At 46.1% G+C, this 15,739-nt stretch carries 13 protein-coding genes and 2 pseudogenes; 7 read left to right on the top strand and 8 right to left on the bottom strand.

Going from position 1 to position 15,739, the window contains the following annotated elements; translation table 11 throughout:
* Positions 1-142 (bottom strand): annotated as a pseudogene (locus tag L5M18_RS21540) (IS4 family transposase); the annotation flags it as partial.
* Positions 143-256: 114 nt separating this feature from the next.
* Here L5M18_RS21540 and L5M18_RS21535 point away from each other — a divergent pair.
* From L5M18_RS21535 to L5M18_RS21525, 3 genes are all read left to right on the top strand, one after another.
* Entirely contained in the window at positions 257-1,627 is a 1,371-nt protein-coding gene (locus tag L5M18_RS21535) for an ATP-binding cassette domain-containing protein (RefSeq protein WP_263198573.1), read from the top strand.
* A gap of 306 nt (positions 1,628-1,933) precedes the next feature.
* Positions 1,934-3,124, top strand: a complete 1,191-nt coding sequence (locus L5M18_RS21530; RefSeq protein WP_263198571.1) for an HD-GYP domain-containing protein — start codon at positions 1,934-1,936, stop codon at positions 3,122-3,124.
* A 113-nt stretch (positions 3,125-3,237) separates the two neighbouring features.
* On the top strand, positions 3,238-3,873 hold the full coding sequence (locus L5M18_RS21525; protein WP_173248414.1) for a paraquat-inducible protein A: 636 nt from the start codon (positions 3,238-3,240) through the stop codon (positions 3,871-3,873).
* A gap of 74 nt (positions 3,874-3,947) precedes the next feature.
* Here L5M18_RS21525 and L5M18_RS21520 read toward each other — a convergent pair whose 3' ends face one another.
* Genes L5M18_RS21520 through L5M18_RS21505 form a run of 4 tightly spaced genes read right to left on the bottom strand, consistent with a single transcriptional unit; the run spans position 3,948 to position 9,553 of the window.
* Complete coding sequence (locus L5M18_RS21520; protein WP_105250730.1) at positions 3,948-4,253, bottom strand: DUF3240 family protein; 306 nt, start codon at positions 4,251-4,253, stop codon at positions 3,948-3,950.
* Complete coding sequence (locus L5M18_RS21515) at positions 4,250-7,303, bottom strand: efflux RND transporter permease subunit (protein ID WP_263198569.1); 3,054 nt, start codon at positions 7,301-7,303, stop codon at positions 4,250-4,252. Before L5M18_RS21515 ends, L5M18_RS21520 begins: the two co-directional genes overlap by 4 nt.
* Position 7,304: 1 nt before the next feature.
* Positions 7,305-8,333, bottom strand: a complete 1,029-nt coding sequence (locus L5M18_RS21510; protein WP_263198568.1) for a membrane fusion-like protein — start codon at positions 8,331-8,333, stop codon at positions 7,305-7,307.
* Positions 8,330-9,553, bottom strand: coding sequence for a metal transporter (locus L5M18_RS21505; RefSeq protein ID WP_263198566.1), 1,224 nt, complete (start codon positions 9,551-9,553; stop codon positions 8,330-8,332). Before L5M18_RS21505 ends, L5M18_RS21510 begins: the two co-directional genes overlap by 4 nt.
* A gap of 144 nt (positions 9,554-9,697) precedes the next feature.
* On the opposite strand from L5M18_RS21505, the gene L5M18_RS21500 reads away from it, so the two are divergent.
* Together L5M18_RS21500 and L5M18_RS21495 are read left to right on the top strand one after the other, a co-directional pair.
* Positions 9,698-10,243, top strand: a complete 546-nt coding sequence (locus L5M18_RS21500; RefSeq protein ID WP_263198564.1) for a helix-turn-helix transcriptional regulator — start codon at positions 9,698-9,700, stop codon at positions 10,241-10,243.
* 113 nt (positions 10,244-10,356) lie between these two features.
* Positions 10,357-10,503, top strand: coding sequence for a hypothetical protein (locus L5M18_RS21495; protein WP_105253023.1), 147 nt, complete (start codon positions 10,357-10,359; stop codon positions 10,501-10,503).
* 23 nt (positions 10,504-10,526) lie between these two features.
* On the opposite strand, the gene L5M18_RS21490 is transcribed toward L5M18_RS21495, so the two are convergent.
* Together L5M18_RS21490 and L5M18_RS21485 are read right to left on the bottom strand one after the other, a co-directional pair.
* Positions 10,527-11,477, bottom strand: a complete 951-nt coding sequence (locus tag L5M18_RS21490; protein WP_168826154.1) for a YeiH family protein — start codon at positions 11,475-11,477, stop codon at positions 10,527-10,529.
* Between the two features lie 286 nt (positions 11,478-11,763).
* Positions 11,764-12,327, bottom strand: coding sequence for a malate synthase (locus L5M18_RS21485; RefSeq protein ID WP_011845404.1), 564 nt, complete (start codon positions 12,325-12,327; stop codon positions 11,764-11,766).
* Between the two features lie 264 nt (positions 12,328-12,591).
* Here L5M18_RS21485 and L5M18_RS21480 point away from each other — a divergent pair, with 264 nt between their 5' ends.
* Positions 12,592-14,124, top strand: coding sequence for a DUF3612 domain-containing protein (locus L5M18_RS21480; protein ID WP_105250724.1), 1,533 nt, complete (start codon positions 12,592-12,594; stop codon positions 14,122-14,124).
* Between the two features lie 554 nt (positions 14,125-14,678).
* The gene (locus tag L5M18_RS21475) at positions 14,679-15,509 is read left to right on the top strand and encodes a hypothetical protein (RefSeq protein WP_263198562.1); all 831 of its coding nucleotides are present in this window, start codon (positions 14,679-14,681) and stop codon (positions 15,507-15,509) included.
* 21 nt (positions 15,510-15,530) lie between these two features.
* Here L5M18_RS21475 and L5M18_RS21470 read toward each other — a convergent pair.
* Positions 15,531-15,739 (bottom strand): annotated as a pseudogene (locus L5M18_RS21470) (IS3 family transposase); the annotation flags it as partial.

Below are 15,739 nucleotides of genomic sequence, written 5' to 3'. Positions count from 1 at the left end.
AATTTCGACCTAACTCAGTCAAGGTCAGTGTCTTACATTCAATCAGTGCCTTAGAGGCCAGCATCAAGCTGTTTAATCGTTTTAGGTGAAGTTCTGGGCAGTATTGGTGTAAAGAATGTTGTAGGATATTGGCTTCGCGCATCTTGTTGTCCAAGTGTAGTTTTTAGCGAAACCATTTGATCATGCAACAAGATGCGCTTCCACCCTAATTTGATGATTTATTTGTAAATCATCAGGGGATTCTTCAGGATATAGCATGAAACTCTTAGATCTCGAAGGCGTTAGCTTCAACTATGGCAGCCAGTTACCGACGGTATTACAGGAAATTAACTTGGCGATTGGTACAGGCCAATGCCATTGCGTGAGCGGTCCTACGGGCTCAGGAAAATCGAGTCTGCTAAACCTACTGGCGGGCGTGTTAAATCGCCCGCATGAAGGTGACATCTGGCGTTATCCTCAATTGGTTACGGGTCTGGTAATGCAAGACCCACAAACTCAGCTACTAAGGCAAACCGTTGGTGCCGAGGTGGCTCTCGCCTTAGAAAACCTCGGTATTCCCGCCGAGCAAATGCTACCTAAAGTGCAATTAGCACTGCGGCGTGTGGGCTTGTATCTGCGCCTCGATACCCAAGTCAGCACGCTTTCCCTCGGTCAAAAATATCGCTTAATGATTGCCGCCCAACTAGTATCAGAGCCGCATTTACTGCTGCTCGATGAACCTTGGGCACAACTCGATGACCACGGTGTGAGTGAGCTGCTGGTCGTGCTTCGCAATCTTATCCAAGATGGTATGGCGCTAGTATTGGTTGAGCATAACGCCTCGGCATTCGCCGAGATTATTCAGCATTATTGGCAGTTAGAGGCAGGCAAGTTGTCCGAAGGCATCTATACAGTGAGCGATGCGCCGCAAATTGAAGCGCCTGCGTGGCGACATCAAGCTAAATTTGAGCATTTAGGCAAAGTCTTGGTCAGTGCCGAAGCCTTTGATTTTGGGTTCGATGCTTGTCCCACGTTATTTGCGTGTCCGCAAGGATTCCAATTACAGGCGGGGGAGATAGTGACCTTAGTGGGCGACAACGGCTCTGGTAAAACGAGTCTATTGAAAACTATAGCGGGCGTGCACAGTTTAAGGCAGCGTCTTCCCCTTAAAGTGCTAGGGCGAAGACCTAAATTGGGGATTTATGGCGCTGAATTGGGACTGTTGATGCAAAGGCCGAGTCGACAATTATTCGAGTCTAACGTACTAGCCGAAATGCAGTTTAGCCTTAGGCGCTTTGAACTCCCCAAAGAGCGAGCGGTGCAAATGTTGGACGAGTTGGATTTATTTAGCTTAGCCCATCTGTCGCCCCACAAATTATCTTACGGCCAACAGCACTTGATTGCCTTAGCGTCACTCGCCTGCCTACGCCCTAAGGTGCTGCTTTTGGACGATCCATTGGCGGGGATGGATAAGCATTACTACGGCAAAGTGTGGTACTTGCTAAAGCGGTTAAGCTCCCAAGGTTGCGCTATTTTGCTCAGTACTCACAGAAGCATTGAACACAGTGCAGTGTCACGGCAACTGAGTTTACGCAATGGTTTATTGGTGGAAGAGTCAACTGAAATGGCTGAGCGTTATGTGGGGTAGTTGTGAGCTTTTCGCGCGTGAGGGTCGCTGGTTTTGAATGCCTAGCTATTAGGCATTTGTTGAAATAATGAGAGATTGAAATGAGTCTAATCGACACCTTAAGCTCTGATTTCATCGTATCTTGTTTAAGCCCCTTTATTTACCAAGAAAGTCTATGGTGATTTTCTAATCCTCGTCTTAGAATGCCCCTCACGTCTGTTCTATAATAATCAAAAATAACAACAGAACATTTGAGCGTAAGTCGCTTTAATGTCGTATGGTTAAGTTGATATTTTATTCAGGCACATCATCCTTGGGGTTGTAGATATGAGTGAGTCGGCAGAATCAGTTGAACTCATCAAATTACCAGTGTCACAGCTGACATTGGGTATGTTTGTCAGTGCCATAGACAAAAATGATAAAGGTCAACTTGCTATTGCAAATGCAGGACAAATTAAACACAAGGATGCGATTTTAAAGTTAGCTAAAAGTGGTATTAAATTTGTTTGGGTAGACGCTGATCGTTCGGCTGAACATTGTGGGTTAAAGAAAAAAATCACTAACGATAATCAAACTGACAATAAAAAAGCGCTCATTAGCCGCGATAAGCAACAAGCTCAAGCTAAAGTCATGCTTACCGAAGCGAAAGACCTCATTCGTAAAGTCTTATCTGAGACCTTCGAAGGTAAAGCCATCGAAGTTGCCCCCTTCGAAGCGTTGGCCGATACCATGATAGAGTCAGTGATGTTGGATGCTGATGCGCTTAAATGTATGTCTGCACTCCGTTCAAAAGATGCCTATCTACTTGAACATTCAGTGAATGTTGCCTTTCTACTGGTTACCTTTGGTAAATACTTAAAGCTAGATCGCGTCATGCTACGGGAAATGGCGGTCGGCGGGATTTTACACGATATTGGCAAGATTAAAGTCGACAATAAAGTGCTGCACAAGCCGGGTAAATTGACACCAGAAGAGTTTGAACATATGAAGCTGCATCAAGTGTATGCGCTTGAAATTATGAACGAAACTAATGGATTGTCACAGATCAGTAAAGATATCTGCTTAATGCACCACGAAAAGTTAGATGGCAGAGGTTATCCAAGGGGTTTGAAGGGTGATGAAATCCCCCGCCATGGCCGTATGAGTTGTATCGTTGATATCTTCGATGCTTTGACAGCGACGCGATGTTATAAAGAGGCTATGAGCCCTGCCGCGGCCTTTAAAATTTTACTCAGTCTGACGCCATTCCATTTGGATCAAGAATTGGTCTATGAGTTTATTCGTTGTATTGGTGTTTACCCTGTGGGTTCCTTAGTTGAATTATCGGATGGTCGTGTTGGTATTGTTTGGGCCTCGAAAGATAGGGATGCGCTACATCCAATCGTAAAGTGTTTTTATTCTTTAAAAGTAAAACGTTACACTGATGTCGCTATGGTGGATTTATTAAAATCTGAACTTTATATTGAACGCGGTGTGTCACCGAGTGCATTAGATATCGATCCGACTCCTTTCTATTAATCTTCAAATCCTACCTTAAATGCCGGTCATCTGAGTCGATGGCTGGTGTGAATGATTGCAGAGCCTGCGCTAAAAACCGTAAACTGAAAGTATTTCTCTGGTCGAGCAATGCTATGAACAGTGCTATGAAATCTCTATTTCCTATTTTTATCATTATCTTATCCTTGGCTTTGTTAATCCCAGGGGTGACTCAACCTATTTTGAGTATCAGCGGCAGTATCGATAAGGCCAAGCTGGCGGAACAAGGCATAGAGCAAGTTGCCCAAAGCTTTGATGAGGACTCTGGACGTGACAGTGCCCGCGGTATGTTAAGCATGGTCAGTGGTTTGCTTGGGTTTAATAGTCTTAAAGGTGAAGTCCAAGTGTTGCAGAAGACTCGTAGTATTTGGGGAACAGTGACCGAGCTTTATCACTCTGGTAATGGGCTCGTCGCGGGATTAGTCATGTTATTCAGTGTGATAGTGCCAGCCTTGAAGTTGAGCTTAATGTTGGCACAGCAATGTGTTAGCTCGATTGGCCTGAAACTGAGGATTAATGCCGTCGTCAACGCACTCGCCAAGTGGTCGATGGCCGATGTGTTTGTGGTAGCGCTGATCATCACCTTTATGGCGGGGAACGCCTCAGGTGGCATGGGGGAAATGCTAAAAACCCAAGCGCAATTTGAAAATGGATTTTACTTCTTTACCGCTTACTGCATTTTATCGATCCTGAGTGGTTTTTTAGTGCGGCGTCCAACGCCAATTTTGTAGCTATTTTATAAGGCATCCCGACCTTAGCGATAAGGCCGGATGACGAGATTTAACGCGGTTAATGGCGCAGTGAGTTAGGACAAAGTGCCATTTTGATAAATGGGCATAATCCAATAGCGACAGGGATTATGTTTGCAGACCAACGCCAGCGCAGCGAGCAGCGCGGCTTGTTGTGCAACGGGGTGCATGATTTCGAATTTGCAAAACTCCCGATAACCTTCCACTTGTTCCTTGATATTAAAATGGCTGTGTTCACGGCTAAAACCACAAATATTCCCTAGGCTAAAACCCGATAGAAACTCTAACTCTATCAAGGTATCGACTATGTCGTCCTTAATATCATTTTGGGCGATCAGTACTAACAGTTGTTCTGTGCTCATTTACGTTTCTCCAGCCAAAAATACAGAATTGGCAGTAAATACAGTGTGGTAATGGTTGAAGTGAGCAGACCGCCAATCACCACAATCGCTAAAGGTTTTTGAATTTCAGCCCCAGGACCTGAGGCAAACACTAGCGGCATAAGACCAAACATGGCCGTTGTCGCCGTCATCAAAATGGGGCGTAAACGCCGCGCCGCACCTTGTTCTACCCGTTCGCGCAGATTACTGAACATGTGCTTGGTTTGTTCGTAATAGCTGACCATTACCACGCCATTGAGCACAGCGACGCCGAGCAGGGCGATAAAGCCAACTGAGGCGGGCACGGACAAATACTCCCCCGATAAATACAGGCTAACTATACCGCCCATCATAGCGAAGGGAACGTTGGCGAGGATTAAGCCCGCTTTGGCCAGTGAGCCAAATGTGGTGAATAAAATCAAAGTGATCAGTGCGATAGCAATGGGGATCACTAACAGTAAATTGCTGGTGGCTCGCTGCTGGTTTTCAAACTCGCCACCAAAACTCACGCTATAACCGCTCGGGAGTTTGATTTCCTTTGCGATTTTAGCGTTGAGCTCTTCTACAAAACTCACAATATCGCGACCCTGCACGTTGGTGGTGATCACTGAAAAGCGATTCCCTTGCTCACGCTCGATAAGGATGGGGCCTTGCTTATAGCTTAAGGTGGCGACATCACTCAGGCGTTTTAAGGAGTGATCTGGCATCACCAGTAACTGATTTTTAAGCTCATTAATGCTGCTTAAGTGGCTCTGATTATTAGCCATCAGTACGGGTGTGCGCTTCTTACCTTGCAGCACTTCGGTCACTATCACGCCTTCGAGTTGGCTTTTCAGGTAGCGAGCAAACTCCATGGTGCTCATGCCAAAGCCACGGGCGAGCTCGTTATCTAAGGTGAGGTTGATAAAAGGACTGCCTTCGATCATCGCCATTTTCACATCGACGCTGCTGCTGGTGGCATTAACGAGCTGTTGGATCTGGCTCGTGAGCTGGCCTAAGGTGTCGATATCATTACCAAAGACCTTAATCGCCACGTCGCCAATACTACCAGTGAGCATTTCGGACACGCGCATTTGTATCGGTTGAGTGAAGTTAAAATTAACGCCGGGATAGTCCAATAACACAGTGCGGATCGCATCGATAAGCGCTTCTTTATTGGCAAAGCGCCATTCGCTGCGGGGCAGAAGTTCTAAGAATACATCGGTTTCATTGAGCCCCATGGGATCTAAGCCGATTTCATCCGCGCCAGTACGCGCCACCATTTGTTTGATTTCAGGAACTTTAGCCAGCAAGGTTTGCTGAATTTGCTTGTCGATGGCAATCGAAGCTTCGAGTGAAATCGACGGGGATTTCTCCAGCTGCAGGATAATGTCGCCTTCATCTAAGGTCGGCATAAAGGTTTTTCCCACTAACCCGAACAAGCCTAAGCTGACGATAAGCAAGCTAAAGGCGATCACCATAAAGCGTTTTTGATGGCTAAACGTGCTCTTGAGGCTGGCCAGATAAAGCTGTTTAAGCTTTTCAATCGCCTTAGGTTCCTTGGCGGCTTTTTCGTTGACGAGATAAGAAGCGATAACCGGAATAACGGTTAACGACAACACCAGCGCCGACAGCATGGCAAACACGATAGTGACCGCAACTGGGGTAAAGAGTTTGCCTTCGAGCCCGCTCAAGGTCAGTAAGGGCGAGAACACTATCATGACGATCACAGTGCCCGACACTACGGGAATGGCAACGTCCTTGGTCGCGCGAAAAATCAAATGCAGCCGCGGTAATCTCTGCTTAGTAGCGATAAGATTCACCATGTTTTCGACTACGACCACAGATGAATCCACTAACATGCCGATGGCGATAACTAGTCCGCCTAGGCTCATTAAGTTCGCAGAAAGATTGAAGTAATCCATCATCAAAAACGTCATCAACGCGGCAAGAGGCAGCGAGAGTGACACGACCAATGCGGCGCGCACGTTACCTAAAAATAGCGCCAGCAAGATGATCACCAACACTACGGCTTCGAATAAGGCATTGGAGATAGTATCAATCGCGGTATTGATCAGATTCGCGCGGTCGTAAAAGGTGTTGATCTGGCTGCCTTCTGGCAAGGTTAGGCTGATTTGATCGAGTTTCTCTTTAATGTTTTTGACTACTTGTGCGGTATTGGCGTCTTTCAGGGCGATGATCAAGGCTTCGGCGGTTTCGTTGCCATCTTTAGTGACTGCGCCATAGCGGGCTAAGTGGCCAATTTGAATATCGGCCAAATCCTGCAGTCGATAGACTCTGGCATCATCGGCCTTGATCACCAATTGTTTGAGTTCGTCGATGTCATCGATGCGACCTTCGGCGCGCACTATGATGGTATCTGTACCAATGGTGAGCTTGCCCGCACCTTCGTTGTGATTATTCTCAACTATCGCCTGTTGCAGCGCCGCAAAACTTACGCCCGCGGCCGCCATAGCCGCAGGTTTGGGTGTCACACTAAAGCTTTTGGCATAGCCACCGAGGATATTCACATCGGCGACACCTGCAACGGTTCGTAGTAGCGGACGGATTTCCCATTCGAGCAACTGCCGTCTTTCCATCAGCGAAAGATTGGGATTTTCGAGTGAAAACATAAAGATTTCGCTGAGCGGCGTACTCATTGGCGCCACACCGCCCGTCACACCTTCAGGGAAACTGTCCCACACGGCGGCGATGCGTTCGCTCACCTGCTGGCGCGCCCAATAGATATCTGTGCCTTCGTCAAAATCGAGGGTGATATCGCTGATGGCGTATTTAGTGGTCGAGCGCAGAATCGATTGATGGGGAATACCTAGCAGTTCGGTTTCAATCGGCACGGTAATTTGCGCTTCGATTTCCTCCGGCGTCATGCCGGGCGCCTTGAGGATAATCTTCACTTGGGTGGGCGAAATATCGGGAAAGGCATCCAAGGGAATGGAAAACCAGGCTCGCGCTCCCGCTAATATGATGATCAGCGCCACAATCAGCACAAATAAGCGCTGCGTAAGCGAAAAGCGGATGACTGAGGTCAACATCTTATTCGCCTCCTAAGCCAAGCATTATGCCTTTGACTGCAGCAACTGACTGGGATAACACTTGGATTTGGCTGAGTTCTTGATCGCTTTCAACGATATATTGCTCAGGAGTTGAGCCAAGAATATTGATTGTAATCGAGGTGAGCGTGTCGGCGGTTTTAGTGAAGACTTGGCTGTCTTGCTCCCAACTGAATACGCTATTTTTAGGGAGTAAATACACCGCCTTTTGATACTCAGGTATCACAGTGATCTGTTGTCCTAACAATAAGTTACATTCCTGCGGTACGGGTGATGACCAAGCGGTCACAAAGGCACCTTCGGCGATGGCCGACACGGACTCAATAGCGATATGGCACTGATTGATATTCACCGCCGAGAGCGAATATGACTGACTCATTGGCACACTGACCTTGACGCGAATGCTGTCGCTGGGCACCAGTGAGAATAGCTGCGAACCCGCCATATAAGGCCCATTCACTTGATTGAGTTTAACGATCCCCGCCACTGGCGTGCCTACCACTAGGGAGTCTGTGGTGGCATCTGTGCTTTTGACTATCTCCATAAAATGCTGCATGTGCTCGTATTCGAGGTGAGTGCTGAAGTAGTCTTGGCTGATCTCTTGCCATTTTTCTGCGCTGATACTGCCATTGTTTACTAAGAGTTTATTGCGCTCATAACGACTTTTTGCCAGTTGATATAAGCTGCTGGCGGCTTCGACTTGGGCGAGGTAGTGGAACACTTCTGGCCCAGTCAGTTTAACTATTGCTTGGCCTTTAGTGACGAGCTGGCCTTGGCCGACGAGAAAGCTGATCTGCTGGATATTCTCCGGCGTGCTGATCCAATAATCGTTACCGGGGAGGATTTCAACCTGCGCGGGCAACGGGCTGCCCTCATAACTGGCGACTTTCTGTGGTTGTACGTAGCTCAGGTCTAAATTACCGAGGGAGCTTATCGTTAAGGATTCAGCCTGCACTAAAGTGGCAACACTGGCGGATAAACAGAAAAGGCATGCGCCGTACTTGGCCATCATAATGAAATTCCTAAGGCTTGCAGTTGTTGGGAGTGCAGTTGTTGCTGCGCGACTTGGTTTAGTGCTAAGCGGGATTCGGTATCGAGGGTATCCATATAGCGGCGTAGCCAGACTTCGTAGCTAACTTGATTTTGGTCTTTGACCTTGGCCAGCTCTTCAGTGATGGTGCGGCTAAGGTGTAAGGCTTGAGTTAGCAATGTCTGTTGGTCGAGTAAGTTTTGTTGCTGTTGTTCTAGCTTTTTAAGCTGAGTTTTCAGTTCGATATAGGTACGGTCGAGGTTGAGCGTGTGCTCGGTATTGGCTTGTTGCCATTGGGATAATTCGGTTTGTGATAGGGCAGAACCTAAGGTCAGTGGTACAGAAACGGCGATGCCAAGCTGTTGATCATCGACTTGATTATCGGCGGTATTTTTGGCCGTGAGTGAGACTGCCCAAGGATCGTTATTCCCCGCTTGCTGACTCTGGATGATCAACAGCTGTTGCTGTTTCTGCAGGCTCAATAATTGCCATAATGGATGTTGCGCGAGCATGTCATTGGATTGGTTGTTGGCAGAAAGTGGCCGCGCGGTTTCGGCTATGTTCTGCGGTATTTGCTCTTGTCCGGTGAGTTGTTGATAGAGGGCAAGCGCCTCAGCCTGTTGCTGGTTAAGGTCGACCCGCTCCAGTGCAATATCCACCAGTTCGCGCTCTAACAAGAGAATGTGGGCAATCGGCAGTTCGCCCGCATCTGTGAGTTGCTTTTGCTGACTATGAAGCTTGTCGAGTAATTGGCTCTTGCGATCTAATTGGGCCAGTTTCACTGCAGCAAGACGATGTTCCCACAGGCTTTGTCGCAATAATCCCGATAAATACAGGCCTTGCAGCGCGGCTTGTTGCACCTGAATGCCTTGGGTGAGTTGTTTAATTTGCTTATCGCTGCTGTGCAAAGCAGGGGATTTTATTGGCAAATTGAGTGAGAGTTCCTGCTCGTAGCTGTTACCATTATCTAGGCTACCTAAGTGACTCAAGCTAATGCTCGGCAGGCCATTGAGCCAAGATGAACTGCTTAAGCTTATTTGTGATTGCGGTAACTGGCCGCCCGATTGAGATAGAGAATGTAATCTTGCTTGGCTGGTGGTGAGTGCTTGAGATAGCTCGGAATTAGCGGCGTGGCACAGGAAACTGCTGCTGACTAAGGTCGCCAACAGACATAACTTGATACAAGACGTACTGACAGACATAGGACGATTCTATGGTAATAAAGTGTGCTGTCAGTGTAGGGATTGGTGGGCGAAAGTCGTGGGGGACATGTATCATAAAACCGTCTATGGTACATATGTCCCATAAATTAATGGGTTGATTTTGCTTTTATTTAGGAGTTTTCGATGAAGGATTTTGTCATTATTGGTCTGTTGGCCTTGATCATATGCTTTAAGCTTTTTGACATCACTTCCGACATTCAATTGGGCATTCCCCAATGGCATATTGCCCAGGAAGCCATGTTATTAGTGCTCACTGTGATTGGTGCCATGTACTTAAGTTATGACCTTATTCGTCGCTCCCGCGAGGTGAAAGCGTTAGCTAAACGGTTGGAGCATGCGGATAAAAAAATCGACAATATGTCGACGCAAATGCGCTCTGCCAGACAAGAATACAGCCAAGCTGTGTCGCAGCAATTCGAGACTTGGGGCTTTACTAAGAGTGAGCAGCAAGTGGCATTTTTATTACTTAAGGGCTTAAGCTTTAAAGAAATTGCCGAAGTGCGCCAGACTAAAGAAAAAACCGTCAGACAACAGGCATCGACCATTTACGGTAAAGCGGCAGTCGATGGACGCCATACTTTTTGCGCTTGGTTTATGGAAGATTTTATTCAAGAACATAATCAAGATCTTGCTGCGAATGAAGCGGCATCAAGCCCTAAGGCAGCTTAATCAACGCAGGATTGGCTTAGCTGTTATAGCTATTTGTTATTGAAAATCGATATTTGCTGAGTTTTTAGTTCTAAACAATAATGAGCATCCCCTAAGTTTGCAGGAAGATGCAATTGAAAAACTGGCTGATTATCGTGTTTTGCCTGATTGCCTTGGTCGCTTCGACGCAAACCACAGGACTCGTGCGTTCACTTATCGAATTCTCCGCCTTTGTTGGCGTCCTCTACTGGGCTTGGCGAATGAAGCCGACGGCAGAGTAGATTGGCTTTGAGTTAAATCTTAGCTATTGAAAATAAACAATATACACTAAAGACGTGATACCAATTGCTGCCCACAGCATCACCCCAAGCAACAAAGGTTTGGGGCCACTCGCCCGCATTTTCTGCACTGTAATTCCTGCACCAATCAAAAACAAACACAGGACTAATGCCCGTTTCGACACCATAAATAAGGTGTCATAAACAGCGTGGAATTGTGGCAACCAATGGGCCACGGCAATGGCTAAACAATAAAAACCGATAAAATACGGCAGGTTAAGCTTGCGCTTATTGCCACCAAACAACATAGCGCTGACCAATGCTATCGGAATAATCCACAGGGCACGGGCGAGTTTTATGGTAGTGGCGGTTTTTAAGGCTTCATCGCCGTAGGCTGAAGCCGCGCCGACAACCGATGAAGTATCGTGGATGGCGATGGCACTCCACACGCCAAAATCGTATTGGCTCATATTGAGCAAGTGGCCGAGTGCAGGGAATAAAAATAGCGCGACTGAATTGAGCACAAATACGCAGGCTAACGCAGTGGCGGTTTGATCGTTACGCGCATTGATGGCCGGAGCGACTGCGGCAATGGCGCTGCCACCGCAAATAGCGGTACCAGAGGCGATTAAGTGGCCCGTGACATGATCAAATTTCAGGGCGCGGGTGAGCATAAACCCTAAGCTGAGGGTGAAAAAGATTGAGCCAACAATCAGGCCGAAGTTGTGGGTGCTCGCCTCGATCGCCGCGTTTAAGTTAATCCCAAACCCTAAGCCAATGATCGAATAAGACAGGAGTTTTTTGGTGAGTGCGGCGATATTCCATTGCACTGGCACCCAACCAAGGCTGGCTAAGGTAAAACCTAACACTAGCGCCATGGGCGATGAGATAAAAGGCGCGAGGCATAACAAACCCGCACAGATGAAAACGATGCGATGAGTCTTATTATTTTGCTGTGATGTCGATGAAGAATTCATAACGCCTTAGGCTCGAGCGATTCGGTTTATCGTTCCAACCACAGATCTTCACATTAAGCGACGGATACAAAATGGCGATCAATTGGATTGATCATGGAGACAGATGAAAGAGGGCATTATAGCTGTGTGTATGAGCCTCAATAAAATCAATTAAACTTATCTAGTTAATCAGTTTTATTGACTCTTAGAAGGTTTGGCAAAGTAGGAGGGTAAATCGAAGGAGATGAACTGAGCTCAGTTCATCTCCTTGGCGAAATTGTAAATGGCTAGATTATAAAGAGTGAAATTATAAATTTACGATACTTTTCAAGTTGTAATCGCTGCCATCCTTTGCGGTAAACAACTTATCTTGGGTGTCGTTGGCGCTGGACATACCCGCATGTAATAGGCTGAGCCAATGGCGCGATGCGGCAGAACGTGACTCTGGTGTTCCGACTACCATGTTTAATGACGTTCCGATTTGGATATCTTCCAGATTGGCAACGTCTCTCGCACCTATCATGCCACTGCGGTCGAAACTGAGTTCAACGTGGCAACCTAGGTCCTGTAATACTATGGCGCAAGGCGCATCTTTAGTGCCGTTAAAGGCCACAAACTGTTTTGGCTGACGTAAACCACTGTGGCTGCCGTCGGCAAAAAAGGCCAACAGGTGTTGGTAGTAAACCACATAGCTGCTCACATCTTGGTGTGAACCAGAGTTAAGTGGAAAGAGGCGGTCGAGGAATTGTTTCGCATTAGCGATCTTCTCGTGCTCGGCGACATTGACTTGGGCCACGGCTAGCACTTCTTCTGCGATGAGGCTGTTTAGATTCGGTTGGATCTGGTTGCTCTTGATAATTGACATATTCATCGCTTGTTCCTCTCACTCTTTCAATTTAAAAAAAATTCAGGGTTTTGATTTAACTTTTGGCTTATCAAAGTTTGTCTTCAATTTGGTTTGTCCGCTTTGAGTGCTTAGCCACTTTTAGTGGGAGTGGTTAAGCATTTCTTGTACTGGAATGGCTTAGCTTGTTCGCATTAGCCTTTCCTTGATTGCTTGATTGCTTGATTTGTAGTCTAGTCTTTTTTTGACTACAATTTCACAATAAAAATTTTACACTGTGAATTTTACAAAATGCGCAATGACCAGAGCTTGATGAGAAAATCACATTTCCTAGGCACAAAAATACGTAACCTACGGAAACGTAATAATTTAACTATGGAAGATTTGTCGGCACGATGCATTCGAGTCGACGCGGGAAGTGCGCCCTCTGTGTCATATTTGTCGATGATCGAACGTGGCAAGCGTGTGCCGAGTGCCGGAATGCTGGCTGTGATCGCCGCGGTTTTTCAAAAAGACGCCGAATGGTTCTTAGACGATGTGCCCGAAGAAAACGCCATTACGCCAGACAAGGGTCGACGTGGTGGCATAAGTGGTATGGCACTCGAACCCAGCTTTTTGTTTTCCAATGATATTTTACAAATAGCGATACCTGAGATGCTGTCGCAAACAGGGATCTCAGGTCGGCAGTTTGCCCATTTATTGATCCGCGCCCATCAAGAACACCATCAAAATCATTTCCCTGATCTTGAACGTGCCGCTGAAGAAGTCGGCCTCAAACGTATGCCCTTATCTCTGGACGATATGCTGGATATTGCTAAGGGAATGGGATTAAAAATTAAGTGGATAGACAGTACGCCGCAGGAAGTTATCGATGAAATGGGCGTGAGTTCGCGTCAGTTGGTCACCTCATTTATTGAGCCGCCGAGCACGATTTATGTAAATAAAATCCTCAAAAATCGCCCCAACAGACTCAAATATGATTTAGCCGTGCACATAGGTCATTGCGTGTTGCACAACAAGGATGGCCTCAAGAGTGTGATGATCTCAGGCCGCAAATTAGAAGTGGATGAAGAGGCGGGTATGCAGTCCAATACCTTGAACGCGCAGGATATCTTGCATGCATGGCGCGATTTTGAATCGAGCTTCTTCGCCGGTGCGCTGCTGTGTCCTAAAGTGCCTTATCGCCAATTACTCGACCGCCACGGTTATGAGATTGAAGTACACAAGCAACTGCAAGTGTCAGCTTCAGTCGCCATGCGGCGTATGACTGTCGTCTCTCCTTATCCCCATTGGCATTATTTCGATGCTTACGCACCGGGCAAGCTCAAAGCCGTTTACCGTGGTAACGGGATTCCACTGCCTTGGGGCAATATGCGACTAGTGGAAGACCCTTGTCAGCATTGGGCCGTCTTTAGGATGATCAGCGAGCCGACGGTCGGCACTTCGGCACAGATTTCGATTTTAAACGTCGGCAACGAACCACGCATTTACTGCTGCGAGTCGATTAAAGTCGAAGACTCGGCGGGCAACCCGCATGTTCTCTGTGCAGGCATAGATTTAAATCCAGCGATTGAAGCACAGGGTAAAGATGCCCTGTCTATCGCCCACGACCTGAAAGATGCCTGTGTCGCCAGCGGCGGTTCAGTCACTATTCCCAAACACATTAAAAGCGATCTGGTCAGCGTCGCAAAAATCCTCAATATCAACTGGATAGAACGCGGGATCAAAAACGATGCCCGCCTTATTTGCTCTCGCGGCGCCGTATGCCCACGTCAACCAAGTTGCTATCAAGCAGGTAAGTCACAGTGTGATGGGGCAACGTAAATCACTATTTGATTTACGTTGAGTTTTGCGGGCTTACAGCCGAGAAAGTCGTGGGGCTTCACCCCACACCCGACCAAGGAGGACTGCTCGTCCTATCCTCCTTGGATGCTCCATGACGCCCCCAACGGAGTTGAAAGCTCCTTGTGCTCATTGGCAAATTTGCTATCGCTTCCGAAGTCCTCGCTTTACATCCATGTAAAGCACTCCAGTTCGGCAATCCCTGCCTCTCGCTCATAAGCGCGAAAATCACCGATTTTCATTCGCCCCTGCACCTGTGAAAGCTAGCTCGCTATTTGATAGGCAGGATGTCTGAATGTCGTGAAGTGCATGGATGCACATGAGCGACCATAGTGAGATATATATACTTTTATGGTAATTTTTTGGGGAGTTACATTCTGCGGAATTGAGCCGGGGTTAGGACCAGCTGAGAACTACCTGTTTTATTTTTTATTTTTAATATTAATGTCCACATCAGAATGATTTGTTATTTGACTTAATACTACTAACGTATCTAATGTGTTGAGTTAATAAATAGCATCATCAAGGTTGATAGATTGAAAGAATTACACTTTAGTATAGTGAGCGACAGTTTGCTGAAAACCCATAAGGCAAAGCTAAGTGATTGTGAATATTTAGAGTTGAGTAATGCTAGAGAGATTCTATCTAAAATACTTGACCATGAAGAATTATATGATCAGGTAATAGAATCCTATGTTGAAGCTAAGTCTACAATGTATGAAATGAGTGTCAGAGCTATTTCTGACAGTGTTAAATATGATTACATAAAGAATCATAATAATCGTAGTAAGCTAAATCGCCTTTATTTCAATGTTTTAAACTTCAGTAAACTATATCTTGATCGCCACTTTCATGATGGGGATAAGAAATCATTCGTTAAAAGTATTACTGCTTCAGAAAGTAGTCACGACGAGGTTAAAAAGCATCGACAAGATATATCAAAGAATAATCCTGATTATATTTTTGGATGCAAATTAAGGAATTATGTACAGCATGCTTCGTTGCCCGTAAAAACGTTCACTACAGGTGTTCGCTGGAGTCCAGAAGATAATCAAAGTGTTGCTATTTTTCATGTGCCACTTGCTAAGAAAAAGCTAATCGATAGCGGTATTTTTTCACAACAGATGTTATTAAAATATGGTGAAAAAATTGATTTGCATCAAATTATGGATGGTTATATTTACGCAATTTCAGAAATGCATTTGAAGAGTAGACAGCTAATAAAGGATTATATGGAAAAAAGTTTAGAAGTAATTAACTTGAAGAGGCGTCAGATAGGGTTAGAACATAGTAGCTCATTATGTGATATCAACGTTGTTGATACTGAACAAGGAGTAAGTTTATTCTCACGGTGTTTTTCAAGGTAGTTGGCACTCTTTACTTAAATTTTAAGCTGCATTTCTTGTTTCAGTTTCAGACTCTTTTTCTGGGTTCAACACTACCTCACCGATAACGTCACAGTTCCTTATACCGTTTGGCCAGCGTTTAGGGTTTCTTGATCTTGCTTCTTCTAGTACCTCCTTACGCTTAGATAAAATCGCTTTATCTTGCATCGCATGTCGCTCACTCGGTGATACAAAATTGAGCTTACTGTGCT

This window comes from Shewanella sp. SM20 (assembly GCF_025654545.1).
Lineage (GTDB): Bacteria > Pseudomonadota > Gammaproteobacteria > Enterobacterales > Shewanellaceae > Shewanella > Shewanella oncorhynchi.
This window is presented reverse-complemented; position numbering and strand designations above follow the sequence as displayed.